The 26,453-nt window shown below is 73.5% G+C and carries 23 protein-coding genes; 10 read left to right on the forward strand and 13 right to left on the reverse strand.

The features are described from left to right. Window positions 1–31: 31 nt before the first annotated feature. A complete protein-coding gene (locus ACZ5CZ_RS10455) occupies window positions 32–868 on the reverse strand; it encodes a class I SAM-dependent methyltransferase (RefSeq protein ID WP_468941430.1) in 837 nt (278 codons plus the stop codon). 109 nt (window positions 869–977) lie between these two features. Then, window positions 978–2,456: a glutamate-cysteine ligase family protein gene (locus ACZ5CZ_RS10460; protein ID WP_385842657.1), complete on the reverse strand. Its 1,479-nt coding sequence runs from the start codon at window positions 2,454–2,456 to the stop codon at window positions 978–980. Between the two features lie 126 nt (window positions 2,457–2,582). Here ACZ5CZ_RS10460 and ACZ5CZ_RS10465 point away from each other — a divergent pair, with 126 nt between their 5' ends. Beyond that, the gene (locus tag ACZ5CZ_RS10465; protein WP_468941194.1) at window positions 2,583–3,617 is read left to right on the forward strand and encodes a substrate-binding domain-containing protein; all 1,035 of its coding nucleotides are present in this window, start codon (window positions 2,583–2,585) and stop codon (window positions 3,615–3,617) included. A 297-nt stretch (window positions 3,618–3,914) separates the two neighbouring features. Here ACZ5CZ_RS10465 and ACZ5CZ_RS10470 read toward each other — a convergent pair whose 3' ends face one another. From ACZ5CZ_RS10470 to ACZ5CZ_RS10490, 5 genes are all read right to left on the reverse strand, one after another. Continuing rightward, window positions 3,915–4,625 (reverse strand): sulfite exporter TauE/SafE family protein, encoded by a 711-nt coding sequence (locus ACZ5CZ_RS10470; protein WP_385842659.1) that lies wholly within the window; start codon window positions 4,623–4,625, stop codon window positions 3,915–3,917. Next, window positions 4,622–6,070: an amidohydrolase family protein gene (locus ACZ5CZ_RS10475; protein WP_468941198.1), complete on the reverse strand. Its 1,449-nt coding sequence runs from the start codon at window positions 6,068–6,070 to the stop codon at window positions 4,622–4,624. The genes ACZ5CZ_RS10470 and ACZ5CZ_RS10475 overlap by 4 nt, the downstream gene beginning before the upstream one ends. A gap of 46 nt (window positions 6,071–6,116) precedes the next feature. Further along, complete coding sequence (locus ACZ5CZ_RS10480; protein WP_468941200.1) at window positions 6,117–7,547, reverse strand: uracil-xanthine permease family protein; 1,431 nt, start codon at window positions 7,545–7,547, stop codon at window positions 6,117–6,119. Window positions 7,548–7,775: 228 nt separating this feature from the next. Then, window positions 7,776–8,573, reverse strand: a complete 798-nt coding sequence (locus tag ACZ5CZ_RS10485; protein WP_385842662.1) for an SAM-dependent methyltransferase — start codon at window positions 8,571–8,573, stop codon at window positions 7,776–7,778. 487 nt (window positions 8,574–9,060) lie between these two features. Next, window positions 9,061–10,170 carry an epoxyqueuosine reductase gene (locus ACZ5CZ_RS10490; protein ID WP_385842663.1) on the reverse strand — a complete coding sequence of 370 codons (1,110 nt, stop codon included), beginning with the start codon at window positions 10,168–10,170 and terminating at the stop codon, window positions 9,061–9,063. 178 nt (window positions 10,171–10,348) lie between these two features. On the opposite strand from ACZ5CZ_RS10490, the gene ACZ5CZ_RS10495 reads away from it, so the two are divergent. The 4 genes from ACZ5CZ_RS10495 (at window position 10,349) to ACZ5CZ_RS10510 (ending at window position 14,127) form a co-directional block, all read left to right on the forward strand. Next, window positions 10,349–10,972: a helix-turn-helix transcriptional regulator gene (locus ACZ5CZ_RS10495; protein WP_385842664.1), complete on the forward strand. Its 624-nt coding sequence runs from the start codon at window positions 10,349–10,351 to the stop codon at window positions 10,970–10,972. Window positions 10,973–11,031: 59 nt separating this feature from the next. Further along, complete coding sequence (locus ACZ5CZ_RS10500; RefSeq protein WP_468941205.1) at window positions 11,032–12,000, forward strand: threo-3-hydroxy-L-aspartate ammonia-lyase; 969 nt, start codon at window positions 11,032–11,034, stop codon at window positions 11,998–12,000. Window positions 12,001–12,142: 142 nt separating this feature from the next. Beyond that, entirely contained in the window at window positions 12,143–13,594 is a 1,452-nt protein-coding gene (locus tag ACZ5CZ_RS10505) for a WGR domain-containing protein (protein WP_385842667.1), read from the forward strand. Window positions 13,595–13,653: 59 nt separating this feature from the next. Continuing rightward, window positions 13,654–14,127 (forward strand): hypothetical protein, encoded by a 474-nt coding sequence (locus ACZ5CZ_RS10510; protein ID WP_468941208.1) that lies wholly within the window; start codon window positions 13,654–13,656, stop codon window positions 14,125–14,127. Between the two features lie 39 nt (window positions 14,128–14,166). Here the strand turns inward: ACZ5CZ_RS10510 and ACZ5CZ_RS10515 are convergent, their stop codons facing one another. Together ACZ5CZ_RS10515 and ACZ5CZ_RS10520 are read right to left on the reverse strand one after the other, a co-directional pair. Beyond that, window positions 14,167–15,738, reverse strand: coding sequence for a glycerol-3-phosphate dehydrogenase/oxidase (locus ACZ5CZ_RS10515; RefSeq protein ID WP_468941211.1), 1,572 nt, complete (start codon window positions 15,736–15,738; stop codon window positions 14,167–14,169). Beyond that, window positions 15,735–16,370 carry a TetR/AcrR family transcriptional regulator gene (locus ACZ5CZ_RS10520; protein WP_385842670.1) on the reverse strand — a complete coding sequence of 212 codons (636 nt, stop codon included), beginning with the start codon at window positions 16,368–16,370 and terminating at the stop codon, window positions 15,735–15,737. Before ACZ5CZ_RS10520 ends, ACZ5CZ_RS10515 begins: the two co-directional genes overlap by 4 nt. Window positions 16,371–16,467: 97 nt before the next feature. Here ACZ5CZ_RS10520 and ACZ5CZ_RS10525 point away from each other — a divergent pair, with 97 nt between their 5' ends. The 3 genes from ACZ5CZ_RS10525 (at window position 16,468) to ACZ5CZ_RS10535 (ending at window position 19,493) form a co-directional block, all read left to right on the forward strand. Then, window positions 16,468–18,060 (forward strand): FAD-binding oxidoreductase, encoded by a 1,593-nt coding sequence (locus ACZ5CZ_RS10525; protein ID WP_468941214.1) that lies wholly within the window; start codon window positions 16,468–16,470, stop codon window positions 18,058–18,060. Between the two features lie 111 nt (window positions 18,061–18,171). Next, window positions 18,172–19,086, forward strand: a complete 915-nt coding sequence (locus ACZ5CZ_RS10530; protein WP_468941217.1) for a diacylglycerol kinase family protein — start codon at window positions 18,172–18,174, stop codon at window positions 19,084–19,086. A gap of 29 nt (window positions 19,087–19,115) precedes the next feature. Further along, entirely contained in the window at window positions 19,116–19,493 is a 378-nt protein-coding gene (locus tag ACZ5CZ_RS10535; RefSeq protein WP_468941220.1) for an NUDIX domain-containing protein, read from the forward strand. A gap of 146 nt (window positions 19,494–19,639) precedes the next feature. On the opposite strand, the gene ACZ5CZ_RS10540 is transcribed toward ACZ5CZ_RS10535, so the two are convergent. Beyond that, window positions 19,640–19,999: a thioesterase family protein gene (locus tag ACZ5CZ_RS10540; RefSeq protein ID WP_450783495.1), complete on the reverse strand. Its 360-nt coding sequence runs from the start codon at window positions 19,997–19,999 to the stop codon at window positions 19,640–19,642. A 122-nt stretch (window positions 20,000–20,121) separates the two neighbouring features. Between ACZ5CZ_RS10540 and ACZ5CZ_RS10545 the strand changes: the two genes are divergently transcribed. Next, entirely contained in the window at window positions 20,122–22,608 is a 2,487-nt protein-coding gene (locus ACZ5CZ_RS10545) for an ATP-dependent Clp protease ATP-binding subunit (protein ID WP_468941223.1), read from the forward strand. Window positions 22,609–22,616: 8 nt separating this feature from the next. Here ACZ5CZ_RS10545 and ACZ5CZ_RS10550 read toward each other — a convergent pair whose 3' ends face one another. Further along, window positions 22,617–23,357, reverse strand: coding sequence for a flavodoxin family protein (locus tag ACZ5CZ_RS10550; protein WP_385842680.1), 741 nt, complete (start codon window positions 23,355–23,357; stop codon window positions 22,617–22,619). Between the two features lie 223 nt (window positions 23,358–23,580). Between ACZ5CZ_RS10550 and ACZ5CZ_RS10555 the strand changes: the two genes are divergently transcribed. Next, window positions 23,581–24,534: a tetratricopeptide repeat protein gene (locus ACZ5CZ_RS10555; RefSeq protein ID WP_385842681.1), complete on the forward strand. Its 954-nt coding sequence runs from the start codon at window positions 23,581–23,583 to the stop codon at window positions 24,532–24,534. A gap of 6 nt (window positions 24,535–24,540) precedes the next feature. Here ACZ5CZ_RS10555 and ACZ5CZ_RS10560 read toward each other — a convergent pair whose 3' ends face one another. Beyond that, window positions 24,541–25,257, reverse strand: a complete 717-nt coding sequence (locus tag ACZ5CZ_RS10560) for a hypothetical protein (protein ID WP_385842682.1) — start codon at window positions 25,255–25,257, stop codon at window positions 24,541–24,543. Window positions 25,258–25,426: 169 nt separating this feature from the next. Continuing rightward, window positions 25,427–26,227: a thioesterase family protein gene (locus ACZ5CZ_RS10565; RefSeq protein WP_468941228.1), complete on the reverse strand. Its 801-nt coding sequence runs from the start codon at window positions 26,225–26,227 to the stop codon at window positions 25,427–25,429. Window positions 26,228–26,453: the final 226 nt, after the last annotated feature.

Here is a 26,453-nt window from a genome sequence, read left to right on the forward strand (position 1 = left end):
CACCGACGCCGTAACTGCCTCGGGACGACGTTCAGGGAAGCCGGGAGGCGCTCTGGCGGCGGACCGCCGAGATCAGTCCGCCGGGCCCCTCCTCGCGCTGCGGCGGGGTGCTGACCGGGCGGCCATAGGCGGCAGCGCGCTCGCGCAGGGTGTGGCAGTCGGCCTCCCAGCCGTGGCCGGCCAGCCAGCCCACCGGGTCGTCGGGCATCTCCGAGACCCACAGGGACGCCGCCGATCCCGGCACGGCGTCCGCGCCGAAGCGCTCGATCACGCCGCGCGAGCCCAACGTCAGCCCCATCCGGCTGCCCGCCGCCGACTGCGCGCCGATCCGGGCCAGCAGCAGGTCCACCGCGTCCTCGGGCAGATAGATCAGCAGTCCTTCGGCGATCCACACGGTCGGCACCGTCGGGTCGTGCCCTGCTGCGGCCAGCGCGCCGGGCCAGTCCTCACGCAGATCCACCGGGACGGTGATCCGCTCGCAGCGCGCGACGGCCCGCTCCTGGAGCAGCACCGAGGCCTTGAAGTCCAGTGGCGCGGCGGTGTCGACCTCGAACAGCCGGGTGCCCTCGGGCCAGTCCATCCGGAAGGCCCGGCTGTCCATGCCGGCACCGAGCAGCACGACCTGCCGGACCCCGGCCGCACAGGCCTCCCGCAACAGGTCGTCGAGGAACTTCGTCCTGATGACGATGGAGAACGACACGGCCAGCCGGCGGCGTCGCGCGCCCTCGTCCTCGGGCAGCGGCGGCGAGGAGGGCCACAGGCCGCCGGCGGTGGCGAAGGCCTGTGCCAGTGGGTCGCGGAACAGCGCGTTCTCCCGCTCGGTCTCCAGCGCCCGCACCCGGGCCACCCCCACCGCCGTGGCCCACACTCCCGACGGCCGCACCCGCTCCTGCTCATCAGTCACCGCGCCAGCGTAGACGACCGGCTCCGAGGGGCACCGTCGTCCGCACCCCGGCCGGCCGGCGCATCAGGGCGTCTCAGTCCACCGGCCAGGTGTGGACCGGGGCGTTGAGGTGCATGTAGTCGATGTACACCTGGGTCATCCGCCGCAGCGCCTCATGGCGGCCGGTGTGGGTCGTGTCCTCGATCCGGTGCAGCATCTCCTTCTGCCACACGGACCCGTTGCGGGCCGTCACACAGCGCTGCTCGATGATTCCCAGCAGCGGCTCACGCCACGCCGCGTCCATGCCGGAGTGTTCGAGACCGCGGTGCGCGAGCGGCAGCAGCCGGCGCAGGACCAGTTCGGGCACCGGCACCTCGCCCGTCCCCGGCCAGTACAGCAGCGCGTCGATGCCGTGCCGGGCTGCGGCGTGCAGGTTGTCCTCGGCGGCCGCGAAGGACATCCGCGACCACACCGGCCGGTCCTCCTCCACCAGGGCCCGGGTGAGCCCGTAGTAGAACGCGCCGTTGGCCAGCGTGTCGGCGACCGTCGGTCCGGCGGGCAGCACCCGGTTCTCCACCCGGATGTGCGGGCGGCCCTCGGCGACCGCGTAGACGGGCCGGTTCCAGCGGTAGATGGTCCCGTTGTGCAGGGTGAGTTCGCTCAGCTCCGGTGTGTCGCCCCCGTCCAGCGTCTCCACCGGATCCTGCTCGTCGCACAGCGGCAGCAGGGCCGGGAAGTAGCGCAGGTTCTCCTCGAACAGGTCGAAGACGCTGGTGATCCAGCGTTCCCCGAACCACACCCGGGGCCGTACCCCCTGCACCTTGATCTCCTCCGGGCGGGTGTCGGTGGCCTGCTCGAACAGCGGGATCCGGGTCTCGTGCCACAGCTCCTTGCCGAACAGGAACGGCGCGTTCGCCGCCAGCGCCACCTGCACCCCGGCGATGGCCTGCGCCGCGTTCCAGTATCCGGCGAACTCCTCCGGGGACACCTGGAGATGGAACTGGGTGCTGGTGCACGCGGCCTCCGGGGTGATGGTGTCCGCATAGGTCCGCAGCCGGTCCACACCGTCCACCTCGATGCGCAGATCCTCGCCCCGGGCCGCGAAGATCTGGTCGTTGAGGAGCCGGTAGCGCGGGTTCTCGGACAGCGTCTCCTCGCCGATGTGCTGCTGGCGCAGCGTGGGCAGGATCCCGATCATGATGAGCCGGGCACCGGCCGACCCGGCGCGCAGGTCGGCGTGGTTTAGCGCGGCACGGATCTCGGACTCCCAGGCGTCCGGACCGCCCGCCGTCAGCCGCCGTGGCGGCACATTGATCTCCAGGTTGAACCGGCCCAGTTCGGTGGACCAGGCGGGGTCGGAGATCGCCTCCAGCACATCGCTGTTGCGCATCGCCGGCTCCGCCGCCTCGTCGACCAGGTTCAGTTCGATCTCCAGCCCGACCTGCGGACGCTCCGCCTCGAACCGTGCCTCGCGCAGCATCTGCGCGAACGCCTCGAGGCACTCCTGCATCTTGATCCGGTACCGGCGGCGGTCGTCGCGGGTGAAGACGAGCGCCGGGACGTCACGTCCCATCGGCCCTCCAGGCATCTCCCTCGTCGGGCACCTCTGTCCCCAGCGTCGCACCATCGCCGCAGGCGCACCATGCGGATGTCCTCGCCGCCGGGGACCGTTGATCGGTGTATGGGGCAAGATGGCCGCATGACCACCTCCCGCGGCGCCCGCCGGCCCACCATCGCCGATGTCGCAGCGGCGGCCGCGGTGTCCCGGACCACGGTGTCCCACGCGCTGAACGGCATCGGCAAGGTCGATCCGCGCACCCGCGAGCGGGTCCGCCGGATCGCCGCCGAGCTGGGCTACCGGCCCAACCTCCGCGCACAGCGGCTGCGCCGCGGCGAGGCCCGGGCGATCGCGCTGGCCTCCTCGATGCCGTTCGCGGTGGCCGGCGGACCCTCCCGGCTCGGCTTCTACATGGAGGTGGCGGCCGCGGCGGCCGAGCGGGCCCTGCTGCACGAGTACGCGCTGGTGCTGATACCGCCCGTGCAGTCCGAGTCCGCGCTGTACACCGTGGACATCGACGGCGCGATCGTCGTCGAGCCCGAGGCGGACGACCCGGCCGTGGCCCAGCTGCGCGAGCGCGGACTGCCGTACGTCACCCTCGGCCGGCCCACCGATCCCGACGACGACGCCCCGCACGTCGACCTGCACGGCGGCCGCGTGGTCGACCTGCTCCTCGACCACCTGCGCGCCCAGGGCGCCCGCCGCCCGGCGCTGATCGTCGGCGCGAGCACCCGGCACTCCACCGTCGACGCCCGCGCGGCCTTCGAACGGGCGGCGGCCGCGCACGGCTGGCCGCCGATCGTCGCCACGGCACCGGAGGACGGCGGCGAGCAGGCCGGGTACGACCGCTGCGCCGCGCTGCTCGCCGAGCATCCCGGCATCGACGCGCTGTGCGTCCTGGTCGACGCCTTCGCCGTCGGGGCCGTACGGGCGCTGCGCGCGGCCGGCCGCCGCATCCCCGAGGACGTCATGGTCGTCACCCGCTACGACGGGCTGCGCGCCCGGACCTGCGAGCCGCCGCTCACCGCGGTCGACCTGCGGCTGGACCGGGCCGCCGCGGACGCGGTGGAACTGCTGCTCACCCGGCTGTCCGGCCCCCCGGCCGAGCCCCCGGAAACGCCGCCGCTCCCCGCCCCGGCCCCCCGCCTCGTCCCCCGGGCCTCGTCCCAACGGTGAGAGGGGCTCGGGCGGTGCCCGGTGCCGATCCAGGGGGCGCGCCACTGCTCGGCGGTGGGATGGTGTCCGTCTGGGGTGGAGCGGGTGGTTGGGCCGGCCGGTCCTTCTGGGAGCCGGGGTCAGGCCCGGGCTGGGCCGGCTGTCGCTCTGCGTCGAAGCAGCGGTCCACGGGCGTTGGACAAGCGCTGTGCCGGTGGTCCATCGGCGTCGGGTCAGGCGGAGCCGGTCGTCCACCGGGGTTGGGGCAGGCCGAGCCGGCGGTCGGCCGGCGGAGCCACCGGGCAGCGGTGAGGGCGGTCAGCCTCCCGCCATCAGCGCCGCCCCGGACACCAGCGCGAAGAGGAGGACGAAGGCGCGCATCCGGCGGGCGTCGACGCGTCGGTGCACCAGTCGGCTGAGCCAGGCGCCGGCCGCCAGGGCCGGCAGGAGCAGCAGGGCCCAGCCCATGTCCGCCGGGTGTCCCCGCCCGGTGCCCAACAGCAGGGCCAGCGAGGCCACTTCGCCGACCAGGAAGCAGACGGCGACCGTGGCGCGCAGCTCGCCGGGCGGGCGGTGCTGGTAGACGAGGGCGAGCGGTGGGCCGCCGACGCCGGTCGCCGTCTCGGTCAGCCCGGTGACGACGCCCGCGACCGCAAACGCGCCGCGCCCCGGCTCGAACGCGGGCGCCACCAGGCTCACCAGCGCCGCCAGCACCGTGGCGGCCCCGACGGCCGGGCCGAGCGCGCCGGCCGGGATCACCCACAGCAGCGCCAGCCCCGCCGGTGTCGCCGCCAGCCGGGCCGCCGTGATCCATCCGGCACCGCGCATGTCGAGGCTGTGCCGCTCGCGCCAGGCGACGTACAGGTTGAGCGGGATCATCGCCGTCAGGACGAACACCGGCAGCAGCCCTGGCGCGAGCAGTCCCGCGACCGGCGCCACGATCAGCGCGAATCCGAGGCCGCTCGTGCCCTGGACGAACGCTGCCGCGGCCACGGTCGGCGCCAGTACGGCCAGCGTGGCCCCGGTCACCGCCCACCGCCCGCGACCGGCTCGGGCGCGGTGTCCGGCGGGGGCGCGGAGGCTGTCGTACGGCCGCGGGCCACCACCGAGGTGGGGTGCGCCCGCGTCACCCGGGCGCGCCGCAGCACCCGCGGGGCCAGCTCCGCCGCCCGGCGGACCAGCGCCGCCGCGTCCCAGTCCAGCGGCCGGCCGTGCCACAGCCGCAGCTGTCCGGCGACGAACACGGCGGTCAGCTGGTCCCGGTTGCCGCGCCGGACCAGTTCCCAGGGCAGGTCCCAGGACGGCTGCATCTCCGGCCCGGTGACATCCACCAGCAGGAAGTCGGCGGCGGCCCCGGCCGTGACACGTCCCGTGAGCCGGCCGAGGCCCACCGCGTCCGCGCCGCCCGCGGTGGCCCGCTCCAGCCAGGTCCAGCCCGCGCCGCAGGACGAGTCCCCGCTGGTCAGGCCATACGTCAGCCGCTGTGCGAACTCGGCTGCCTCGGTGAGCCGGAAGGCGTCCCCGCGGGTCCCGTCGGTGCCCAGCCCGAACCGGATGCCCCGCTCGGCGAACAGGGTGGCGGGAGCGACCGCGTTGCCCTTCCAGGCGCTGGCGACCGGGTTGTAGCTCACCGCCGTACCGCTGTCGGCGAGCAGGGTGACCTCGGCGGGAGTGAGCAGCGTCGCGTGCGCGGCCAGCAACTGCGGTCCCAGCGCGCCCACATGGTGCAGATGTTCCAGCGGCCGCAGTCCGTGCCGGACCAGTGAGCGTTCCACCGCCACGAGATGTTCGTTGACATGGATCTGTACGACCGTCCCCGCCTCGGCGGCGAGCCGCGCGGTGGCGGCCAGTACGGGCGCGGTCGCGGCCTCGGGCACGCTCACGGCGAGCGAGGGATGGACGAGGCCGCCGCCGTACCGGGCCAGATGCCGTTCGGCGGCGGCGAGCACGGCCCGCGGGTCGGCGTCCGCGCCGGTGCCGTCCGCGGCGTCGTTGCAGACCAGCCCCAGCACACAGCGGATCCCCGCGTCCCGGGTGGCCGAGGCCACCACGTCCACGTCCACCGCCGCCCGGGTGCCGGCCTCGGCGACCGTCGTGAAGCCGCCCCGCAGCGACTCCAGCGCGGCGAGCTTCGCGGCGACGTACGCAGACTCCTCGTCCAGCGCGGTCTCCAGCGGCACCCACACCCGGCGGAAGATCTCCGACGGCTCACCGAAGGCCAGCGAGCCGCCGAAGCTCTGGGTCAGATGGTGGTGGCTGTCGGTGAAGCCGGGCATCAGCAGCTGTCCGGGCAGCGGTACGGGCGTCAGCGAGGGGTGAGCGGAAAGGATCCGCTCGACCGGGCCGACGTCCTGGAACACCCCGTCGCGCACCACCACCGCGTGCCGCTCCTGGGGGCCCTCGGGGGTCAGGGTGAGGTCGGGGACCAGCAGCAGCGCGTCGTCGCGGAGCGGGCCGGGGGACAGGTCGGGCATGGTTCTCCGTCGGTCGGGTGCGGTGGGGGCGGGGTGGGGGAGCGGATCACCCATGGAGGGCCGGTCCGGGTGTCTCGGCCGGTTGGGGGGCGGGGGCTTTCGCGGCCCCGCGTCCGAGGTGGTGGAAGACGACGTTGAGGACGGCGGCGACGAGCGCGCCCACGGCGACCCCGCTCTCCAGCAGGATCCGCACGCCGGACGGGAAACCGGCGTACACCCCGGGCACCAGGATCGGCAGGAGGCCCAGCGCGAGGGCGACCGCGCAGGTCACGGTGGCCGTGTGGTCCTCCAGCCGGGCCCGGCCCAGCATCTGCACGCCCAGCACGGTGACGACCGCGAAGACCACCATCGCCGCGCCGCCGACCACCGCGGGCGGCATCGCGCTGATCGCCCGCGCGACCGGGGTGAGGAAGCCGAGGAGGACGAGGACCAGGCCGGCGGCTGCCGTGACGTACCGGCTGCGGACGCCGGTCACCCGGACGATGCCGATGTTCTCGCCGCTGGTGACCATCAGCGGCAGCCCGAAGCAGCCGCCGAGCAAGGAGGTCAGCGCGTCACCGCGCACGGTGCGCGGCACGTCCCTGCGTATGTCGATGTCCTTGCCCACGGCTTCGGCGTTGATGACGGTCTGCCCGGTCGCCTCCGCCATGGACGCGATGCTGTACAGCATCAGCGGCAGGGCGGCGAGGAGGTCGAAGACCGGCGCGCCGAAGGGCAACGGCCGCGGGACGCCGACGAGTTGTCCGGCGAGCGGTGCGTCCGGGTGTGCCTGGCCGAGCGCGAAGGCGACCGCTGTTCCCGCGAACAGGCCCAGCATGACGGCGAGTTGGCGCAGTGTGCCGCGCAGCAGCCGGGTGAAGGCGACGATCAGGGCGATGGTGGTGAAGGCCAGCCCGAGGCGGGCGGGATCGCCGAAGCCGGGGCTGCCGGGCGGACCGGTGACCAGCAGTCCGCCGACCTTCACCAGGTTGACCCCGACGATCACGATCATCGTGCCGATGACCAGCGGGGGAAAGTACTTCAGCAGCCGTGCGAACAGCGGCAGGACCAGGAAGGTGAAGGCGGCGGTGAGCAGCACCGCACCGGTGGCGGTGCGCAGCCCGTGCTGCTGCGCGATCGACAGGAAGAGGATCAGCGGCGCACCGCCGGGCAGCATCACGAAGGGCAGCCGCGGCCCGAACCTCCACGGGCCGAGGGACTGGATCAGCGTTCCTGCCCCGGACAGCAGCAGGGACGCCGAGAGCAGGTCGACGGTGAGTCCCGGGCCCAGCCGGAGGGTGGCGCTCATCAGGAAGATCGCGGAGATCGGGGTCGCCGCCATCACGAGGACGTGCTGAAGCCCGAAGAGGAGGATCCGGCCCAGCGGCCGGGACTCGTCGACGGGGTGGACGGCAGGGGGACCGGCGTCGGACGGCTGGGGCGGGAGGGCTGCCGGCTCGTCGGGTCGGGGGTCGACAGGATGTGCGGGACTGGACACGCGCGGGCTCCGTTCGGCTCGCTCGGGCTCAGGCCTCGACGATCCGGCCGGGACGGCGGCCAAATCGATTTGGCCGATCGATTCGGCCGTCAGTATGGAGGGGCCCACAGGGGGCTGGTCAAGGGGTGCGGCCCGAGTGACCGGTGAGGGAACCGTGCGGGCGCAGGCAAAGGCGCCGGGTCCGTCGGCACGGACCCGGCGCCGTCGATGTGCCCGCGAGCACCGGGGTCAGGACGTCTTGCGGCCCACGCCCGCGTAGAAGCCGATCTCGTCGGAGCCGGGCGGCGGGGTGCCGTCCGGGCGCCAGAACGCCACCTGTGCGAGTCCCGGCTCGACCAGGTCGAACCCCTCGAAGAACCGCTCGACCCCGGCGCGGGGGCGGAGGTTCAGGGAGGCGGTGGCCTTGGTGTAGACGGCCTGGGCCGCGGTGCGGTCGGCGAAGTCGCCCGTGGCGTGCGAGAGCACCAGGAAGCTGCCGGCGGGAAGCGCGTCCCGCAGGGTGGCGACGATCCCGGCCGGGTCGTCCGCGTCGGTGAGGAAGTGCAGTACGGCGACCAGCAGCAGGGCGACCGGCCGGTCGAAGTCGATGACCTTGCGGACGTCGGGGTGGTCCAGGACGGACCGCGGGTCGCGCAGGTCGCCGAGGACGATGCTGGTCGCACCCGTCCGGCTGAGCAGCGCGTTGCCGTGGGCGGCCACGATCGGGTCGTTGTCGACGTACGCGACCCGGACGTCCGGCGCCGTCTGCTGGGCGACCTCGTGCACGTTCGGGGAGGTGGGCAGCCCGGTGCCGATGTCCAGGATCTGCCGGACCCCGCTGCCGACGACATACCGGACGGCGCGGTGCAGGAACGCGCGGTTCGCCCGGACGCCGATCCGCGCCTCCGGTGCGGCGGCCGCGAGTGCGTCGCCCGCCGCCTGGTCCACCGCGTAGTTGTCCTTGCCGCCCAGGAGGTAGTCGTAGATCCGGGCCGGGTGCGGCTTGCTGGTGTCGATGTGCACGGCCTGGACGCCGTCCTGTGTCACGCTGTGCTCCTCTCGGCGGCCGCCACGGCCTGGGTGAACGGTTGGCCAAAGCTTCGCACACCAACTTCTCCGCGGGTGTGCCGAGTTCCCGCGTCCCGTCGGCACCTGGACCCGCACGCGCAGCCGGTCGGACGGCCCGGGGTGGGTGCGCGGGCGTGGGCGCGGACGCCGTCGGCTCACCCGTCCGGCCCGTCCCGGATGGCCTGCGGGCCAGCGGCGACGGAGGGTCTGAACAAGATCCTCTCTCTCCCTCTGCACGACACACACGACCGTACGACCGGGCGTACGAAGGGCGGCCGCCAGGACCGCCCCCCAGACCGGTCCGCCGCCGCACCGCCGGCGAGACGGCGGCGGGCCGACCCGGAAGGGGCGGGGAACGCTAATCCACGCGCTCGGGTCGTTCCCCGCCCCCTCCACCGGCCGGCAATCGGTCACTCCCGGTCGCCCGGCCGGTACCTGGTCACTCCCGGTTGACGGGCCGCCCCGGTCACTCCGGGCCGGAAGGGCCGGGCCGGCGCTTCGCCGGGGGCCGCCAGCCGCCGCTGACCTCCTTGGCCGGCTTGTGCGGGAAGCGGCGCCGCGCATACGCCTGGGCGTCCGAGCCGGGCAGGACGTAGAGGGTCTCGGTCTTCTCCTGCAAGGGCCGCAGCACCGTGTCCAGGTATGCCTTGCGGTCGTCCAGGTAGGGTCCGAGGACGTCCTCGCCGGCCGGGCAGACCGCCAGGCAGTACCCGGACTTGTAGCTGGGCTTGAAGGCGAGGCTCTGCCACATCGAGGCGTTCTCCGGGTCGGTGACGCGGGAGCGGAACTCGGCGGCGTCCTCGCTGTCGGCCACGGTCTGCGCCCAGTCCGTGAACCCGCTCATGAACTCACGGTAGTTGTGGGTCGTACAGGCGAGCGCGTCGAAGGAGCCGTCCTTGCCGATGGCGCCCACCGGGCACGCGGCGACGCACAACTTGCAGTCCACGCACGGGCTGTAGTCCAGCGGCTGCCCGTACGCGCTCACCTCCGCGTCCACCAGGACCGTCGCCAGCAGCACGAAGTTGCCGAACCGGGGATGGATGACGTTGCGGTGCAGGCCCATCACGCCCAGCCCCGCCGCCACGGCCACGGTCTTGTGGGCCACCACCCAGATGCGCCCCGGAAAGTTCTCCATCTCCTGCGGGAAGCCGGCCGAGGGGTTGAGCGCGTGGTAGCCGGCGTCCTCCAGGGCCCGGGAGACCGCGCGGGCCGCGGCGTTGACCTGTTCGTCGGTCTGGTGGAACTCCTGGTTGGCCACGCTGCGGGCGGGCGAGCGCGTGTTGTCGCGGTTCATGCGGACCATGAGCGAGATCAACGAGCGGGTGCCGGGCAGGGCGGCGCGTACGTGCTCACGCTCCCCGGCCAGGTCGGGGTGGTCCAGGCTCACCGCGGCCGCGTCGTCGGCACCGGCCTCCAGACACAGCGCGCGCAGCCAGTCCGCGTCGATCACCGGTGGCGGGGCGCTCCGGCCGCCCTCCGCGCGGCTCGCCAGCACGGCCTGCACGGAACGATGGCCGGCGAGCCCGGCGGGAAGCTTCCGCCGCCCGGTGCGGCCCTCGGTGTCCTGCTCGCTCATGATGTCCCTTCCCCGTACGGCGCAGTGAGTTGAGCTGGCGAGTTGGAAATTCAAACTCACTATGGCGGGAGAGTGGCCGTCAGGGCAAGAGCGGAATCCCGCGGGAGGGTCTGGACGCGGGCCGCACACCGACTTAGTCTTCCTGTCCAGAAATGGAAATTCGGTCCAAGGAGTGCGGGTGGACAACGACGAGCACCTCATCCAGGAGGCCGAGAAGATCGCCGTCGCCGTGGGGCGGATGTTCCCCGGGCTGTGCGAGGTGGTGCTGCACGACCTGCGGGACCCCCGGCATGCGATCCGTGCCATCGAGAACAACCTGTCGGGCCGTCAGATCGGTGATCCCGCAACCGAGTTGGGGCTGGCGCGGATCGCCGACCCGGAGTATCCGAGCATCGTCCAGAACTACCCCAACCGGTTCCCCGACGGCCGGCCCGTGAAGAGCACCTCCATCGGCATCAAGAACGCCGACGGCACCTATGTCGCGGCGCTCTGCCTGAACCTCGACGTCTCCGTGCTGTCCCCCGTGGCCCTCGCCCTGGCGAACCTCGTCGCCACCGACCCCGACTCCGGCGACCGGCCGCTGGAGACCCTGCGGGACCGCACCGCGCGCGAACTGCGCCGGACGGTGGAGGAACTGTCCGCACAGCGCGCCGCCACCCCCCGGTCACTGAGCCGGCCGGACAAGAAGGCACTGGTCCGGCAGCTGTACCAGGACGGCTGGTTCGACTCGCGTGACGCCGCACAGACCATCGCCGACCTGCTCGGCGTCTCCCGCGCGACCGTCTACAACTACGCCAAGTGACGGGCGGGCCGTCGTACCCGTACGGCCCGCGCCGACGCGCCGACCGCAAGGAGCCCGCCATGGCCGCCACCCCGACCGTGACCTTCGACGACGTCCGCGAGGCCGCCGTACGCCTCAAGGGCGTCGCGCACCGCACCCCTGTCGTCACCTCCCGCGCCCTCAACTCCCGCGTCGGCACGGAGGTGTTCGTCAAGTGCGAGAACTTCCAGCGCGTCGGCGCCTTCAAGTTCCGCGGCGCCTACAACGCCGCCGCCCGGCTCACCCCCGAGCAGCTGGCGCGGGGCATCGCCGCCTACTCCTCCGGCAACCACGCCCAGGCCGTCGCCCTGGCCGCCCGCGAGGTCGGTGCCACGGCCGTCGTCCTGATGCCCGAGGACGCTCCGCGTGCCAAGCGGGAGGCCACGGCGGGGTACGGCGCCGAGATCGTCACCTACGACCGGTACACCCAGGACCGCACCAAGCTCGGCGAGGCCCTGGCCGCGGACCGGGGGCTGACCCTCATCCCGCCCTACGACCACCCGCATGTCATCGCCGGCCAGGGCACCGCCGCCCTCGAACTCCTCGAGGAGACCGGCCCGCTCGGCGCGCTCGTCGTACCCGTAGGGGGCGGCGGACTCATCGCGGGCAGCGCCGTCACCGCCAAGGCGCTGCACCCGGGCATCCGGATCGTCGGGGTCGAGCCGGAAGCGGGCGACGACACCAAGCGGTCCCTGGAGAGTGGCACGCGCGTCACCGTGCCGGTGCCGCACACCATCGCCGACGGTCAGGCCCTGCCCACGCCCGGCGAGCTCACCTTCCCGCTCAACCGGCGGCTGGTCGACGCGATCACCCTGGTCACCGACGTGGAGATCGTCGAGGCCATGCGGTTCGCCTTCGAACGCCTGAAGATCGTCCTGGAACCGAGCGGCGCCACCGGCCTCGCCGCCCTGCTGGCCGGACACCTGACCCCGCTCCCGCCCCGCATCGGCGTCATCGCCTCCGGCGGCAACATCGACGCCGGCAGGTTCGCCGAGCTGCTCGCGGGCTGAGCCGCCCCGGTGTTGACGGGGTGTCGGAGCGGATGCCCCGGCGGCCCGGTCGCCGCCCGGCCGATTGTCAGTGGCCCCGCCTACGGTGTGAGCAGTGAGGACCTGCGGGAGTGCCGCGGTCCGGCTCGGGGAGGGGTGTGCCATGTCCACGGCGTCCGCGGTGTCGACGACATATCTGGAGCTGTCGCAGGAGGGCGGCGGTGCCCACAAGTTCTACGAGGTCACCGTCGACGGCCAGGTGGTGACCGTGCGGTACGGCAGGATCGGCGCCGCCGGACAGACCCAGACCACGACGTTCCCGACCGCGGAGAAGGCGCGGGCCGCCGCCGCGAAGAAGGTGGGGGAGAAGGTCCGCAAGGGCTACGCACCGGCGGTGCCCGGCGGCCGCGCCCCGCGCGCGGTGACCCGGCGTCAGGTCAGCTCGGCCCCGTCGACCGCGCGTGCCGTGGCGCCGGTGCTGTGGCGCTTCCGCACCGGCTCCGCCGCGTTCGGCATCCATGTCGACGAGGACCGCGCCTGGGTCGGCAACCAGGCCGGTGACGTCTACACCCTGGACCACGAAGGCGCCGTGCTGGCCCGCTTCAGCCTGCCCGACGGTGTGAAGTGCCTGGTCGCCGACGACTTCTGGATCTACGCGGGCTGCGACGACGGCAAGGTGTACGACCTCTCCGCCAAACTCCCCTTCGCCGCCTACGACATCACGGCCGACGTCGACATCTTCTGGCTGGACATCCACGAGGGCGTGCTGGACGTCTCGGACCGCCAGGGCCGGCTCACCGTCATCGACCACGAGGACGAGCACCAGTGGGCCCGCCGCAGCCGGGGCGAGCACGCCTGGATGGTCCGCGCCGACGACCGGGCCGTCTACCACGGCCACCACCAGGGGGTCACCGCCTACGCGCCGGACGGCAGCGGCGAGTTGTGGCACACGACCACCCGCGGTGGCGTGCTGTTCGGCTGGCAGGAGGACGACGCCGTGTACGCGGGCACCGCGGCCCGCGTGGTCCAGCGGCTGTCGAAGACCACCGGCGCGATCGAGGCGACGTACGCCTGCGACGGCCCGGTGTACTCGTGCGCCACCTCGCCCGGCGGCCGGTTCGTCTTCGCCGGGGACGCGGCCTCCTCCGTCTACTGCTTCGACCGGGACGGCACCCGGCTGTGGAAGCTCGGCACGGGCAGCGGCTCGGCCCTGTCGATGCAGTACCGCGACGAGCGGCTCTACCTGGTGACCACGGACGGCTCGCTGGTCTGCGTGGACGCCAGTGAGCAGGCCGTCTCCGCGGCCCAGCAGGGCAGCGTGCCCGTGGTGCGGGACGTGAAGCTCGCCGCCGCCCTGCCGGCCCGCGCACCGGCCACCGCCGTCGCGGCGGTGGCCACCGTGGACCGGGCCCCGGCCGGCTCGGTCGTCGTCGAATGCGTCCAGGAGTCCGGACGGGTGCGGGTCCGGGTGGTCTCCGAGGGGTACGACACCGCGTGGCATGTGCAGTTCCCCCGCGCGATACGCGAGCCCGGCGCCCGCTACGTCGTGGACGCCCTGCACCCGGCGGCGGGCGGCTTCTACCGCGTCCGCGGCGACATCCGCCGCCTGCTGTGAGCACACCGGCGAGCAGGGCGGCCCCCCTCGCCCCGTTCCGGGCGTGACAGCATGCGGCCATGGCCTTGAGACACCCCGACGGCGACTACACGATCACCGAGATGTACTCCGTGCCCGATGACGCCTGGTACCTGGAACTGGACGTCGTGGCCGGGCAGCGCAACCTCGTGACCGCGATCGTCCCCGACGAGGATCCGGGCAGGGAGCCGACGGTGTGCTTCAACCCGCACGAGCCCCACGTGGACGTTCCCTACGAGGTCATGCGCTGGTTCATGCACCAGGTCGACGAGACGGTCCGCACCTCCCGTGCCTGGATGCGGCTGCGGCCCGAACTCGTCGAGATCATCCACCGGCTCCGTCAGGAGCACATGGGCGTCATCGACGACGACACCTTCCCCCAAGTCCTGGCGGAGGTCCGTGCCACGGTCCCCGAGGCGGACCTCCCCGCCGTGCTGGAGGCCGCCTTCGGATGGAAACCGGACGGCACCGCCGTGGACCAAGCGCAAGCGTCCCGGCCCGCGGATGGTCCATGAGGGGGCCCGGGGTCGCTGCGCGGGACAGCAGGGCCCGCATCAGGGCCGCGGGGCCGCCGCCTCGTCCAGGACGGTCCGCGCTGCGGCGAGGGCCTCGGCGCGGTCCTGCGGGACCAGGCCGATACGGGTGCGCCGGTCCAGCAGGTCGGACACGTCGAGGGCGCCCTCGTGCCGGGCCGCCCACACGAGTTCGGCCCGGGTGACCGGATGGCCCGGCAGCACCGGCTCGGCCAGAGCGGGATCCGCGGCGGCGAGTGCGTGGACGGCGACGGCCTCGGTGCCGTAGCGGCGGACCAGCCGCCGGGGTGCGGCCAGGGCCCGCAGCCGGGCCGGTGCCGCAGCGCCGACGAGGGGCAGTCCGGCGGTGGGGGAGGGCCCGGCGGTCAGGCCGCGCGCCTCGATCGCCGCGTCCACCGCGTCCTCGGCCATCCGCCGGTAGGTGGTGAGCTTGCCGCCGACCACCGTGGTGACACCGTCGGACGAGGTCAGCACGGCGTGCCGGCGCGAGACGTCGGCGGTGCGGGCCGGAGCCCCGCCCGAGGAGGTGTCCAGCAGGGGCCGCAGTCCCGCGAAGGCACCGACGACCTCGTCCCGCCGTACCGGCGTGTCCAGGACGGAGCCGAGGACGTCCAGCAGGAAGCCGATGTCCGTCTCCGGCACCTCCGGCACATCCGGGATGCCGCCCTCCACCGGCTCGTCGGTGAGCCCGACGTACACCCGGCCGTCGCCCTGCGGCAGGACCAGCACGAAGCGGTTGGTCTCGCCGGGGACCGGGATGTGCAGGCCCGCCGGCAGCAGCCCGAGCCGCTCGGAGCGCAGCACCAGATGGGTGCCGCGCGACGGCCGTACCCGGATGCCGTCGACGAGCTCGCCCGCCCACACACCCGTGGCGTTGATGACCGCGCGGGCCCTGAGCTCGCCCTCCTCGCCGGTGAGTTCGTCACGGATCCGCGCGCCCGTCCCGGTCAGCTCCCGCACCCTGACCCGGGTCAGCACCCGCGCGCCGTGCGCGGCGGCCGTCCGGGCCACGGCCGTCACCAGCCGCGCGTCGTCGGTCAGCCGGCCGTCCCAGGACAGCAGCCCGCCGCGCAGCCCGTCCGCGCGCACCCCGGGCGCCAGATGCCGGGCCTCCGTCGCGGACAGCCGGCGCGGCGCGGGCAGCGCCTGCCGCGGTGTCCGGGCCGCCAGCCGCAGCATGTCACCGGCCCGGAACCCGGCCCACGCCAGTGATGCCTGTCCGCGCGACACCAGCGGGGTCAGCGGCAGTACGAACGGCTGCGCGGCCACCAGATGCGGTGCGGTGCGCGTCATCAGCACCCCGCGTTCGACCGCGCTCTCGTGTGCCACGTCGAACTGGGCCGAGGCCAGATAGCGCAGCCCGCCGTGGATGAGCTTGGAACTCCAGCGGGAGGTGCCGAAGGCCAGGTCGTGGGCGTCCACGGCGACGACGTCCAGTCCGCGGGCGGCCGCGTCCAGGGCGGCCCCGGCCCCGGTCGCGCCGAGCCCGACGACCAGCACGTCGGCCACCCGGCCGTCCGTGGCCTCGGCCAGTTCCCGGGCCCGCCGGGCGCCGTCGAGGGACGAGCCGGGTCGGGCGCTGGTGTGGCTCATGGCGTGAGGGTCCTCTCCAGGAGGGTGCGCAGCTCGCCGAGGAAGGCGGCGGAGTCCAGTTCCGGATCGTCCTCGTCGGTCATCGTGCGCAGGGACAGGGTGAAGGACTGCACGGTCAGCAGCAGGGCGCGGGCCTGCCGTTCGGTGTGGCCGGGGCGCACGGAGCCGTCCGCGTGGCCCTCCCGCAGGGCGTCGGCGAGCAGCGCCAGCAGGGCTTCCTGGCTGGTCCCGCGCCGGTCGAGCACATAGGGGAGCAGCAGCTCCGGATCGACGTCGACGATCTTGCGGAAGAGGGGGTGCGCGCGGAACGCCTCGACGCCCGCCACCATCCCGTCCACGATCCGCGCGCGGGTGTGTGCGCAGGCGCCGGGCTCGGGGATCGCCCGGGTGGCCACGTCGATCCACTCACGGGTCATCAGATCGCCCACCAGTGTCCGCAGGTCCGGCCAGCGCCGGTACACCGTCATGCGGGAGACACCGGCGCGGCGGGCGACGTCCGCGAGGGTGGTGCGGCGCACGCCGACGGCCAGCACACAGTCGCGTGCCGCGTCGAGCACGGGATTGCTGTCCGGGCCCTGCTGGCCGTCGGCGCCGCTGTGACCGTCCGAACCGTTGTGACGAATAGGCGTCATGTGTCACAGTGTAACGCCCCGGGGGCCGGGCGGAAGCGGCGGACCGCCGCCGCAGCCCCCGCACCGAGCACACCGACCTTGTGAGGACGACCGTTCAATGGACATGCTGTGGAACGGCTGGGGCGACCCGGCCAAGGCGGCCCCCCTGCCCGAGACGGTGACCGGACTGCTGCGCGACCTGCTCGGCGTCAAGCCCGTCAGCACGCCCCCGCTCGCGCTCGAGGACATCCGCCTGGCCGCCCCCACGGCCGCTCCCGCCGCCCTCACGGCGCTCGCCGAGGCCGTCGGCGGCGCACAGCACGTGCGCACCGACGAGGACAGCCGCATCCGGCACACCCGCGGCAAGTCCACCCCCGACCTGCTGCGCATCCGCGCCGGTGACATCGCGGACGTCCCCCAGGCCGTCGTCCTGCCCGCCACTCACGACGAGGTCGTCGCCGTACTGCGGGTCTGCGCCGCACACGGCCTGGCCGTCGTGCCCTTCGGCGGCGGCACCTCCGTCGTCGGCGGACTCGCCCCCGAGCGCGGCGCCTTCGTCGCCCTGGACCTGCGCCGGATGAACCGCCTGCTCGACCTGGACCCCGTCTCGCGCATCGCCGTCCTGCAACCCGGCCTGCGCGCCCCCGAGGCCGAGGCCCTGCTCGCCGAAGAGGGCTTCACCCTCGGCCACTTCCCGCAGTCCTTCGAGTGGGCCACCATCGGAGGCTTCGCCGCCGCCCGCTCCAGCGGACAGGCGTCCGCCGGGTACGGACGCTTCGACGAGATGGTGCTCGGCCTGACCCTCGCCACGCCCGCGGGCACCCTGGAGACGGGCCGCGCCCCGCGCTCCGCGGCCGGCCCCGACCTGCGCCAGCTCGTCCTCGGCTCGGAGGGCGCCTTCGGCGTCATCACCTCCGTCGCCGTACGGATCCGTCCGCTGCCCGAGACGCGGGTCTACGAGGGCTGGCGCTTCGACTCCTTCGAGGCGGGCGCCGCGGCCCTGCGCCGGCTCGCCCAGGACGGGCCCCGGCCCACCGTGCTGCGGCTGTCCGACGAGACCGAGACGCTCATCGGCCTCGCCCAGCCCGACGCCATCGGCGCCGAGGCGGACCTGAGCGGCGCGGGCTGCCTCGCCGTCACCGGATACGAGGGCACCGAGGAGGACACCGCACGGCGCCGCGCCCAGGCCGCGGCCGTCCTGACCGACTGCGGCGGCACCCTCCTCGGCACGGAACCCGGCGAACGCTGGGCCCACGGCCGCTACTCCGCGCCGTATCTGCGCGACGCCCTCCTCGACGTCGGCGCCTTCGCCGAGACCCTGGAGACCGCCGCGTTCTGGTCCCGCGTCCCCGACCTGTACACGGCAGTCCGCACCGCCCTGACCGACACCCTCACCCAGGCCGGCACCCCGCCACTGGTGATGTGCCACATCTCCCATGTGTACGAGAACGGCGCCTCGCTGTACTTCACCGTCGTCAGCGCCCAGGGCGAGGACCCGGTGGCCCACTGGACGCCCGCCAAGCACGCCGCCAACGAGGCCGTACTGGCCGCCGGCGGCACCATCTCCCACCACCACGGCGTCGGCACCGACCACCGCGACTGGTACGTCCGCGAGGCCGGACCGCTCGCCGTCGAGGCGCTGCGCGCCGTCAAGCGCACCCTGGACCCGGAGGGCCTGCTCAACCCCGGCGTCCTGCTGCCCACGGACTGACCCGAGGTGACCGACGGCGCCACGGCCGACCACGACCGGTCCCGACCCACCCCGCCCCTTGCGACCCCGACCGACCCCGCCCCTTGCGACCCGCCTGACGGAGACACACCGATGCGACAGTTCACCGCCGTCGTCAACCCGACCGCGGGCGGCTCCACCGCGGCGGCCACGCTGCTTCAGGTGGCCCGGCTGCTCCGGGCGGCCGGGGCCGGGCTGGAGACCGAGTACAGCCACAGCCTCGCCCACGCCCAGGACATCGCCCGCCGGGCCGGCGAACGCGGCCGCGTCGTGCTGGCCGTGGGCGGCGACGGCATCGCCGGCGGCATCGGCGGCGCACTGAGCGGTACCGGCACGGTCCTGGGCCTGGTACCCGCCGGACGCGGCAACGACTTCGCCCGCGCCCTGCGGCTGCCCACCGACCCGGCCGCCCTCGCCGACCTGCTGCTGCACGCCGAACCCAGCCCCGTCGACACCATCGAGATCGAATCGTCCGTGCACCGGGGCACCGTGGCCCTCGGCAGTGTCTATGCCGGGGTCGACGCCCTCGCCAACCGGCACGCCAACCACGCCCGACTGCTGCGCGGACCGGCCTCCTACTACGCGGGCGGCCTGCGCGCCGTCACTGGCTGGCGGCCCGCCGACTACCGTGTCACCGTCGACGGCGAGGAACACCCCCACCGCGGCTACACGGTCGTCGCCGCCAACTCCCCCTACTACGGCTCCGGCCGGCTGATCGCCCCCGACGCACGCCTCGACGACGGACTGCTGGACGTCGTCATGATCCGCGAGGCACCGCGCCGGCTGTTCTTCGCCCTGATGAACGAGCTGAAGACCGGCGCCCACATCGACCGTCCCGAAGTCCGCGTGCTGCGCGGCCGGGAACTGCGCATCGAGGCCACGCGTCCCGTGCCCTACGGCGCCGACGGCGAGGTGGAGGCCACCCTGCCGGTGACCGTGCGGGTACGGCCCCGGGACCTTCCGGTGCTCTACCGGCCGACGGGTGCGGCATTGCCCGTTGGTGGGTAGGTCTCCCGGCAGGAAGGGGGCGCGGTGACATGACGCTGGAGCAGGTCGAGGGTGTGGTACAGGCGGTCGTCGTCCACAACGGGCGGGTGCTGCTGGTGGAGCGCGCGGGCGGCTGGGAACTCCCCTCGGGGACACCGGAGCCGGCCGAGACGGCGACGGCGACCGCGGCCCGTGTCGTCTACGAACTCACCGGCTACCTCGTCGACGGCTCCACCACCCTGGAGCCGGCCGGGCCGGTCCCGCCGGACGGGACGACACCGGTGGTCTGCCAACTGCTGAGCGGCTCCCCGTCGGACGGCGCCCGGCTCCCCGCCGAGCGGCTGCGCTGGGTGGCCACCGAGACGGCGGCCCGCTCCGCACTGCCGCCGGCCGTGCGGGCCTACCTCCGGGGCCACTCGGCGACCTGAGCTCCGGTCAGGGCTGCGGCACCCCGATCCGAGAAGCCGTTCCCGCCCCCTGGGACACTCGGCGACCTGAGCCCCGGTCAGGGCTGCGGCACCCCGATCCGAGAAGCCGTTCCCGCCCCTGGGGACACTCGCGACCTGAGCCCCGGTCAGGGCTGCGGCGCCGACCCGAGAAACCGTTCCCGGTCGACGACCACCCGGTCGATCTCGCCCGTCGCGACCAGCTCGCCGGATCCGTCGACGGCCCGCACCGCGAAGGTGAGCCGTCGTCCCGTCACCGCGGCCGGTGGTTCGGCGGTCACCTCCACCCGGCCGCCCACCCGGGTGGCCCGGAGATGCTCGACCCGGACGGCGGTACCCACCGTCGTACGGCCCGGCCCGGTGAACGGAGCGGCGGCGTGTACGGTCGCCGCCTCCAGCCAGGCGATCAGCCGCGGGGTGGCCAGCACGGGAACATCACCGCTGCCCACCGCCGCCGCGGTGTCGGCGTCGGTCACCTCATGGCGCATACGGCCACGCTAACGCAACCCGGCGCCCCGGGAACGGCGATCCGCGACCCGCAGACTCCGCTTGCGGGGCGTCAGCCGCCGGGTTTCAGTGAGTACCGGCCCCCGCGCATCCTGGAGCACGTATGTCGATGTCGTTCGGTGCACCGCTCGGTTCGTCGGATCCGTTCAGCGAACTGCTGAATCATTTCTTCGGAATGTCACCGGCGTCCTCGCCGCCGGCGGTGCAACGCGTCCCCATCGGCCGGCTGCTCACCGAGTCCGCGCAGGAACTGCTCAACAAGGCCGCACGCAGAGCCGCCGACGACGGCACCTCCGACCTCGACACCGAGCACCTGCTCTGGGCGGCGACCCAGGTCGAACCCTCCCGCAGGCTGCTCACCCAGGTGGGCCTGGACCCCGACAACCTCGCCCGCCAGCTCGACAAGGCGCTGCCGCCCGAGTCCGGCGAGCCGTCCGCACGGCCGGGGCTCACCCCGGCGGCCAAGCGGACCCTCGGCGCCGCCTACGCCCGGTCCCAGGCGTCCGGAGTGTCGTACATCGGCCCGGAGCACATCCTCGGCGCGCTGCTGGGCGACAGCGACACCGGTGCCGCCCGGCTGCTGCGGGCCGAGGGACTGGACACCGGCAGGCTCACCGGCCTGACCGAGCAGGCAGCCCGCGCCGAGGCCGCCCCCGCCGAACGCCGGACCCCGGCCACCACCCTGGACGAGTACGGCCGCGACCTCACCGAGGAGGCCAGGGCCGGCCGGCTGGACCCGGTGGTCGGCCGCGCCGAGGAGATCGAGCAGACCGTCGAGATCCTCTCCCGGCGCTCCAAGAACAACCCGGTGCTCATCGGCGACCCCGGAGTCGGCAAGACCGCCATCGTGGAGGGACTCGCCCAGCGCATCGTCGCCGGAGAGGTCCCCGACACCCTCAAGGACAAGCGCGTCGTCGCACTGGACCTGTCGGGCATGGTGGCCGGCGCGCAGTACCGGGGCCAGTTCGAGGAACGGCTGAAGAAGGTCATCGAGGACGTGCAGGCGGCCGGTGGCCGGATCATCCTGTTCATCGACGAGCTGCACACGGTCGTCGGCGCGGGCGCCACCGGCGAGGGCGCCATGGACGCGGGCAACATGCTCAAGCCCGCGCTCGCCCGCGGAGACCTGCATGTGGTGGGCGCCACGACCATCGACGAGTACCGCAGATACGTGGAGAAGGACGCCGCGCTCGAACGCCGCTTCCAGCCCGTGATGGTGCCCGAGCCCACCGTCGAGGAGACCGTGCAGATCCTGGAGGGGCTGCGCGACGCCTACGAGGCACACCACCAGGTCCGGTTCGACGACGGGGCGCTGGCGGCCGCCGCCGAACTGTCCGACCGCTATGTCACCGACCGGTTCCTGCCAGACAAGGCCATCGACGTGATGGACCAGGCCGGCGCACGGGTACGGCTGCGCAGCGTCGGCCGCTCCACCGAGGTGGTCAGCCGCGAGGACCGCATCGCCCGGCTCCGCCGCGAACTCGAACAGGCCGTCGCCGCCGAGGACTTCGAGAACGCCTCGGAACTCAAGCGGCAGATCGCGGAGACGGAGGGCGAACTCGCCGGCATCGAGGAGCGCAGGGAAGGCGTCGTCTCCGTGACCGCCGCCGACATCGCGGACGTCGTCGCCCGGCGCACCGGCATCCCGGTCTCCCGGCTCACCGCCGGCGAGAAGGAGCAGCTGCTCCGGCTGGAAGAGGAGATGCACGCCCGGATCGTCGGCCAGGACGAGGCGGTCACCGCGGTCGCCCAGGCCGTACGCCGCAACCGCGCCGGCATGGGCGACCCGGACCGCCCGGTCGGCTCCTTCCTCTTCCTGGGCCCCACCGGCGTCGGCAAGACCGAACTCGCCAAGACCCTTGCCGCGCTGCTCTTCGGCGAGGAGGACCGCATGGTCCGCTTCGACATGAGCGAGTTCCAGGAGAAGCACACCGTCGCCCGGCTCGTCGGCGCGCCTCCCGGCTACGTCGGCTACGAGGAGGCCGGCCAGCTCACCGAGAAGGTCCGCCGGCAGCCGTACAGCGTGGTGCTGTTCGACGAGGTGGAGAAGGCACACCCCGATGTCTTCAACACCCTGCTCCAGATCCTGGACGACGGCCGGCTCACCGACGCCCAGGGCCGCACCGTCGACTTCCGGCACTGCGTCGTCATCATGACGTCCAACATCGGCGCGCACCGCATCCTCGACCACCGGGGCGATGTGTCCGGGCTCAAGGACCAGCTGATGGACGACCTGCGGGACCGGTTCCTGCCCGAGTTCCTCAACCGCATCGACGACATCATCGTCTTCCACGCCCTCACCGAGGACGACCTGAGCCGGATCCTGGACCGGCTCCTCGACCGCAGCGCCCACCGGGTGCACGCCCAGGGCCTGCGGCTGGAGGTCACCGAGGCCGCGAAGAAGCTGCTCATCGCCCACGGGCACCAGCCCGAGTTCGGCGCCCGCCCGCTGCGCCGCACGGTCCAGACGGAACTCGACAACCGCATCGCCGGCCTGCTGCTCGGCGGCGAGGCCGACCCCGGTGACACCATCGTCGCCGACGTCCAGCACGACTCCCTGCACTGCACGGTCCGCAAGACCGGGGGCTGACCCCTCGGCTAGCGGTGCTCGGGGTTCTCGTAGTCGCGGCGGCAGCCGGCGTCCCAGGCGGTGCGCTGGTTGCCGTAGGCGGGCACGCCCCCGGCGTCCTTCAGCAGGCGGGCCAGGTGGAGGAGGTTCCAGGTCATGAAGGTGGTGTTGCGGTTGGTGAAGTCGTTCTCCGGGCCGCCGGAGCCGGGGTCGAGGTAGGAGGGCCCGGGCCCCGCCTCGCCGATCCAGCCGGCGTCGGCCTGCGGCGGGACGGTGTAGCCGAGGTGCTGGAGGCTGTAGAGGACGTTCATGGCACAGTGCTTGACGCCGTCCTCGTTCCCGGTGATCAGACAGCCGCCGACCCGCCCGTAATAGGCGTACTGCCCGGCGTCGTTGAGCAGGCTGGAGCACGCGTAGAGGCGCTCGATCACCTGCTTCATCACCGAACTGTTGTCACCCAGCCAGATCGGCCCGGCCAGGACGAGCACATCCGCCGCCATGACCTTCTCGTACAGCGCCGGCCAGGCGTCCGTCTGCCAGCCGTGCTCGGTCATGTCCGGCCAGACGCCGGTGGCGATGTCGTGGTCGACCGCGCGGACGACCTCGACCAGCATGCCCTGGGCCTCCATGATGCGCACGCTGCGGTCGATGAGCCCCTGGGTGTTGCTGCGCTCCGGGGACCGCTTGAGGGTGCAGTTGAACACCAGGGCGCGCAGGTCGTCGTAGCGGGCGGGCGGTGCGTCGGGGGACGGCGACGGCGTGCTGGTCACGGACTCTCCGCAGGTCGTGCCACCGTGCCGGTCAGGGTGGCGCAGTACGACCCATCCTGCTGGCCGGCCGCGCGGCGGCACCGGAACCGGCACCACCGGACCGGCGCAATCACTCCGTCGGCCGCACGGGCGCCGCCGGGCCGGGATGGCAAAAGATGATCGATATCCATAACGATCTAGGCTCAGCCCTTGTGCGTGGTCTGATCCGTTTTAGCCTCCGCACATGGGATTTCTTTCAAGCCGCCGCAGACGGGCACGCCTCGCCCCCGAACTCGACGACCAGGAGCTGGGCAGGCTGCTGAAGTCCCTGGTGGCGACCACCAGGACCGGAACCATCGCCACCACCGATCTGTGTGTGGCACAGATATCCCGGCTGCTGGACCAGGACCCCGGCGACTGGGACCGCCGCACGCACCGCATCAGCGTCCTGGCGGAGTTCCTCACCGGGTCGAACCTGCCGAGATCCTGGGTCACCCGCGAGCCCCGCAACGCCACCGCACTCACGCTGTACGGCTGGACCCGGGTCGCGCAGATCCACACCCAGGACCAGCCGGGCGACTCCGCCGACGCCGTCGACAGCTGTCTGCGCGCCGCCGAACTCGCCCCGCAGGACCCCACCCCCTGGGTGGCCCTGCTCGGGCTGGCCCGCTGGGAACGGTGGAAGCAGCCCCAGGCCTTCGGCGTGTGGAACGAGGTGCTCGCACGGGACCGCTGGAACCGCGAGGCCTATCTGAACATGCTGGCCTACCTCAGCCCGGAAGGGGCCGGCTCCCGGCTCCAGGTGCTGGAGTTCGTGGACACCCTGGGCGCCCGCATGCCCGCCAACGCGCCCTGTGTGGCGACGGAACTCACCGCCCAGGTCCGGCAGTACCACTCCATCCTCGACCGCGGCGGGTTCGAGGCGCTGGTGGCACGCAACCACTGGTCCCAGGGCACGGCGGTGCACGCCCTCGACCGCGTGGCCCACACCTGGGGGCAGCCGGGATTCCTGCGCCACGCCCAGGCCCTCGCCGACCTGAACCTCCTCGCCTACGCGCTGACGGCCGCCGAGCGCCGCGCCGAGGCCCGGCCGGTCTTCGAGGCGATCGGCGGGGTCGTCACCGCCTGGCCCTGGCAGGCCGGCGGCGACCCCCTGGCCGAGTTCGAACAGGCGCAGCGCCGGGTCACCGGCGTCTGACCACGGTCACCCGGTGGTGTCCTTGGCGGGCGGTGCCTCCGTCGTGGGGGACGCCGTCGCCGGTGCGGCCTTGATCGTGTAGAAGACGGAGCTGCCCTGCTTGGCGCGGTGCGCCTGGTTCCTGGCCACCAGGTTCTCCAGGGCGGTGCGGATGACCTTGGTCTGGACGTGCCGCTCGGGGTGTGCCCGGTCGAGCGCCTCGGTGACCTCCGCGGCGGACCGGGGCTCGCTCTGCTCCGCCAGATGACCGCGGACGAGTTCCACCAGGGTGACCTGAGGCGCCTTGGCGGCGGCCTTGCGGGCCGGTGTCTTCCTGGCCGGTGTCCTGCGTGCCGGTGTCTTCCGGGGCGCGGCCTGCTCCGCCGCCGGCTTCCCGGCGGTCCGGGCGCCGGTCTCCGTGCCGGTCTCCGCCTGCTCCGCGCCGTCCTTCCGCGCCGAGCGCCCCGAGGCCGGCGCGGACGCGGTCGCGGACGTGGTGCGCGGAGCGGGCACGACCGGCCCCTCGGCGGTGCCGGCGCCGCCCGCCGCACCCGTGACGCCGAGCGCCTGACGCATGCTCACCAGCACGGCGTGGTCGTGCCGCAGCGCCGTCAACTGTTCCTGGAGGGCCGAGATTTCGGCCGTGACGCGGTCCTGTTCCTTGAGGTTGCGCTCAAGGTCGCTGGTGACCTGGCTGACGTACTGGGAGGTCAACTCGGTGACCGGGGTAGGGTTTTCGGGCATCTTTCCCTCCGGATGTGTCCGCGGCACGCCCCGCGCGGCCCATGACGCCGGGCAGGGAAACGGAGTTGCGGTGCGGGGCGCCCGACACCTCGATGATAGGGGCGGGCAGGCCCCGGGCCGCCGGAGGACGACACCCCGGTGCGTCACGGCCGTACGGCACACCCCGGGGTCACCCGGTGGAACCGGGCTGCGGGCGGACGGTCAGGATCTGCTGGGCCGTGCCGACCGGACCCTCGACGTCGTGCAGCACCGTGCTGGTCAGACCCTGGCCGGCCGGGCCGAAGACGACGGTGGTGTCCAGGCCGGTCCAGTCGCCCACCGGCTGCCGGTGCAGATGAACCGTCAGGTCGACGTTCGGGTACAGCCAGGCCGTCGGCGGCTGCCGTACGGCGATGCCGTTCGCGGTGTCCACCAGCGCGAGGTAGGAGGCGAGGGGACCTGCGGACTCGCCCGCCACCAGATCCAGCGGCGTGGACACCCAGGCGGTCGCACGGCCGGGCCGGGGCGGTGTCACCGGCCGGACGTCCAGCGAGGCGATGTACCCGCCGGGCCACACGTCGGCCATCCGCCACCGCGCGAGCGACTCGGGCGGCGCGAGCGGGTCGTCGCCGCCGCCCGCCACCGCGCCGGTGTCCTGCGCCGCGAGCAGCCAGGCACGGGCCCGGACCGCCGTACGGCCGGCGATGTCCACGGTGGCTTCCAGGAGTTCGATGGTGCGGCCGGGGCGGACGGTCTCCACCCGGACCTCGCACTCGTCCAGCGCGAGCCGGCCGAGGATGTCGTAACCGATCCGGGAGACGGCCAGGCCCTCGCCGCCCGGGCGGGCGGCGAGGTGACCCTCGATCGCGTGGGCCACGAGACCGCCGAGCGGGCTGAAGTGCTGCTCGCTGGTGTCCCAGGCCCCGCTCGCGTGCTCGGTGGGCTTGAAGCGGTGTTCGTCGATGCGTTCGTAATAGGCGTCGGGCTGCACAGGTCCATCGTCCCGTGAGAACCGCGACAGATGTTTGCGAAAGGAGACCGGATCCGGGGGCCGTGCGCAAACTTCTCCTCGTACAGGTGATCAGGGGGTGAAATCCTTGCCGTGGCCGGACGGGAGGGGGCTCGCCGCCCGGCGGGGCGGCGGCGTCAGCGTCCCGTCAAGAGGACCGAGGCCCCCGTCAGAGTCCCGTCAGGGCCCGCCACCGCCGGGGAGGCAG

The organism is Streptomyces sp. NPDC031418, assembly GCF_055581605.1.

Excerpts from the sequence above, each read along its gene's own strand:
- ACZ5CZ_RS10460 (WP_385842657.1), bottom strand. The coding sequence starts at position 2,456 with ATGGGACGTGACGTCCCGGCGCTCGTCTTCACCCGCGACGACCGCCGC.
- ACZ5CZ_RS10465 (WP_468941194.1), top strand. The coding sequence starts at position 2,583 with ATGACCACCTCCCGCGGCGCCCGCCGGCCCACCATCGCCGATGTCGCA.
- ACZ5CZ_RS10475 (WP_468941198.1), bottom strand. The coding sequence starts at position 6,070 with ATGCCCGACCTGTCCCCCGGCCCGCTCCGCGACGACGCGCTGCTGCTG.
- ACZ5CZ_RS10490 (WP_385842663.1), bottom strand. The coding sequence starts at position 10,170 with ATGAGCGAGCAGGACACCGAGGGCCGCACCGGGCGGCGGAAGCTTCCC.
- ACZ5CZ_RS10500 (WP_468941205.1), top strand. The coding sequence starts at position 11,032 with ATGGCCGCCACCCCGACCGTGACCTTCGACGACGTCCGCGAGGCCGCC.
- ACZ5CZ_RS10505 (WP_385842667.1), top strand. The coding sequence starts at position 12,143 with ATGTCCACGGCGTCCGCGGTGTCGACGACATATCTGGAGCTGTCGCAG.
- ACZ5CZ_RS10510 (WP_468941208.1), top strand. The coding sequence starts at position 13,654 with ATGGCCTTGAGACACCCCGACGGCGACTACACGATCACCGAGATGTAC.
- ACZ5CZ_RS10515 (WP_468941211.1), bottom strand. The coding sequence starts at position 15,738 with ATGAGCCACACCAGCGCCCGACCCGGCTCGTCCCTCGACGGCGCCCGG.
- ACZ5CZ_RS10520 (WP_385842670.1), bottom strand. The coding sequence starts at position 16,370 with ATGACGCCTATTCGTCACAACGGTTCGGACGGTCACAGCGGCGCCGAC.
- ACZ5CZ_RS10525 (WP_468941214.1), top strand. The coding sequence starts at position 16,468 with ATGGACATGCTGTGGAACGGCTGGGGCGACCCGGCCAAGGCGGCCCCC.
- ACZ5CZ_RS10530 (WP_468941217.1), top strand. The coding sequence starts at position 18,172 with ATGCGACAGTTCACCGCCGTCGTCAACCCGACCGCGGGCGGCTCCACC.
- ACZ5CZ_RS10535 (WP_468941220.1), top strand. The coding sequence starts at position 19,116 with ATGACGCTGGAGCAGGTCGAGGGTGTGGTACAGGCGGTCGTCGTCCAC.
- ACZ5CZ_RS10540 (WP_450783495.1), bottom strand. The coding sequence starts at position 19,999 with ATGCGCCATGAGGTGACCGACGCCGACACCGCGGCGGCGGTGGGCAGC.
- ACZ5CZ_RS10545 (WP_468941223.1), top strand. The coding sequence starts at position 20,122 with ATGTCGATGTCGTTCGGTGCACCGCTCGGTTCGTCGGATCCGTTCAGC.
- ACZ5CZ_RS10555 (WP_385842681.1), top strand. The coding sequence starts at position 23,581 with ATGGGATTTCTTTCAAGCCGCCGCAGACGGGCACGCCTCGCCCCCGAA.
- ACZ5CZ_RS10560 (WP_385842682.1), bottom strand. The coding sequence starts at position 25,257 with ATGCCCGAAAACCCTACCCCGGTCACCGAGTTGACCTCCCAGTACGTC.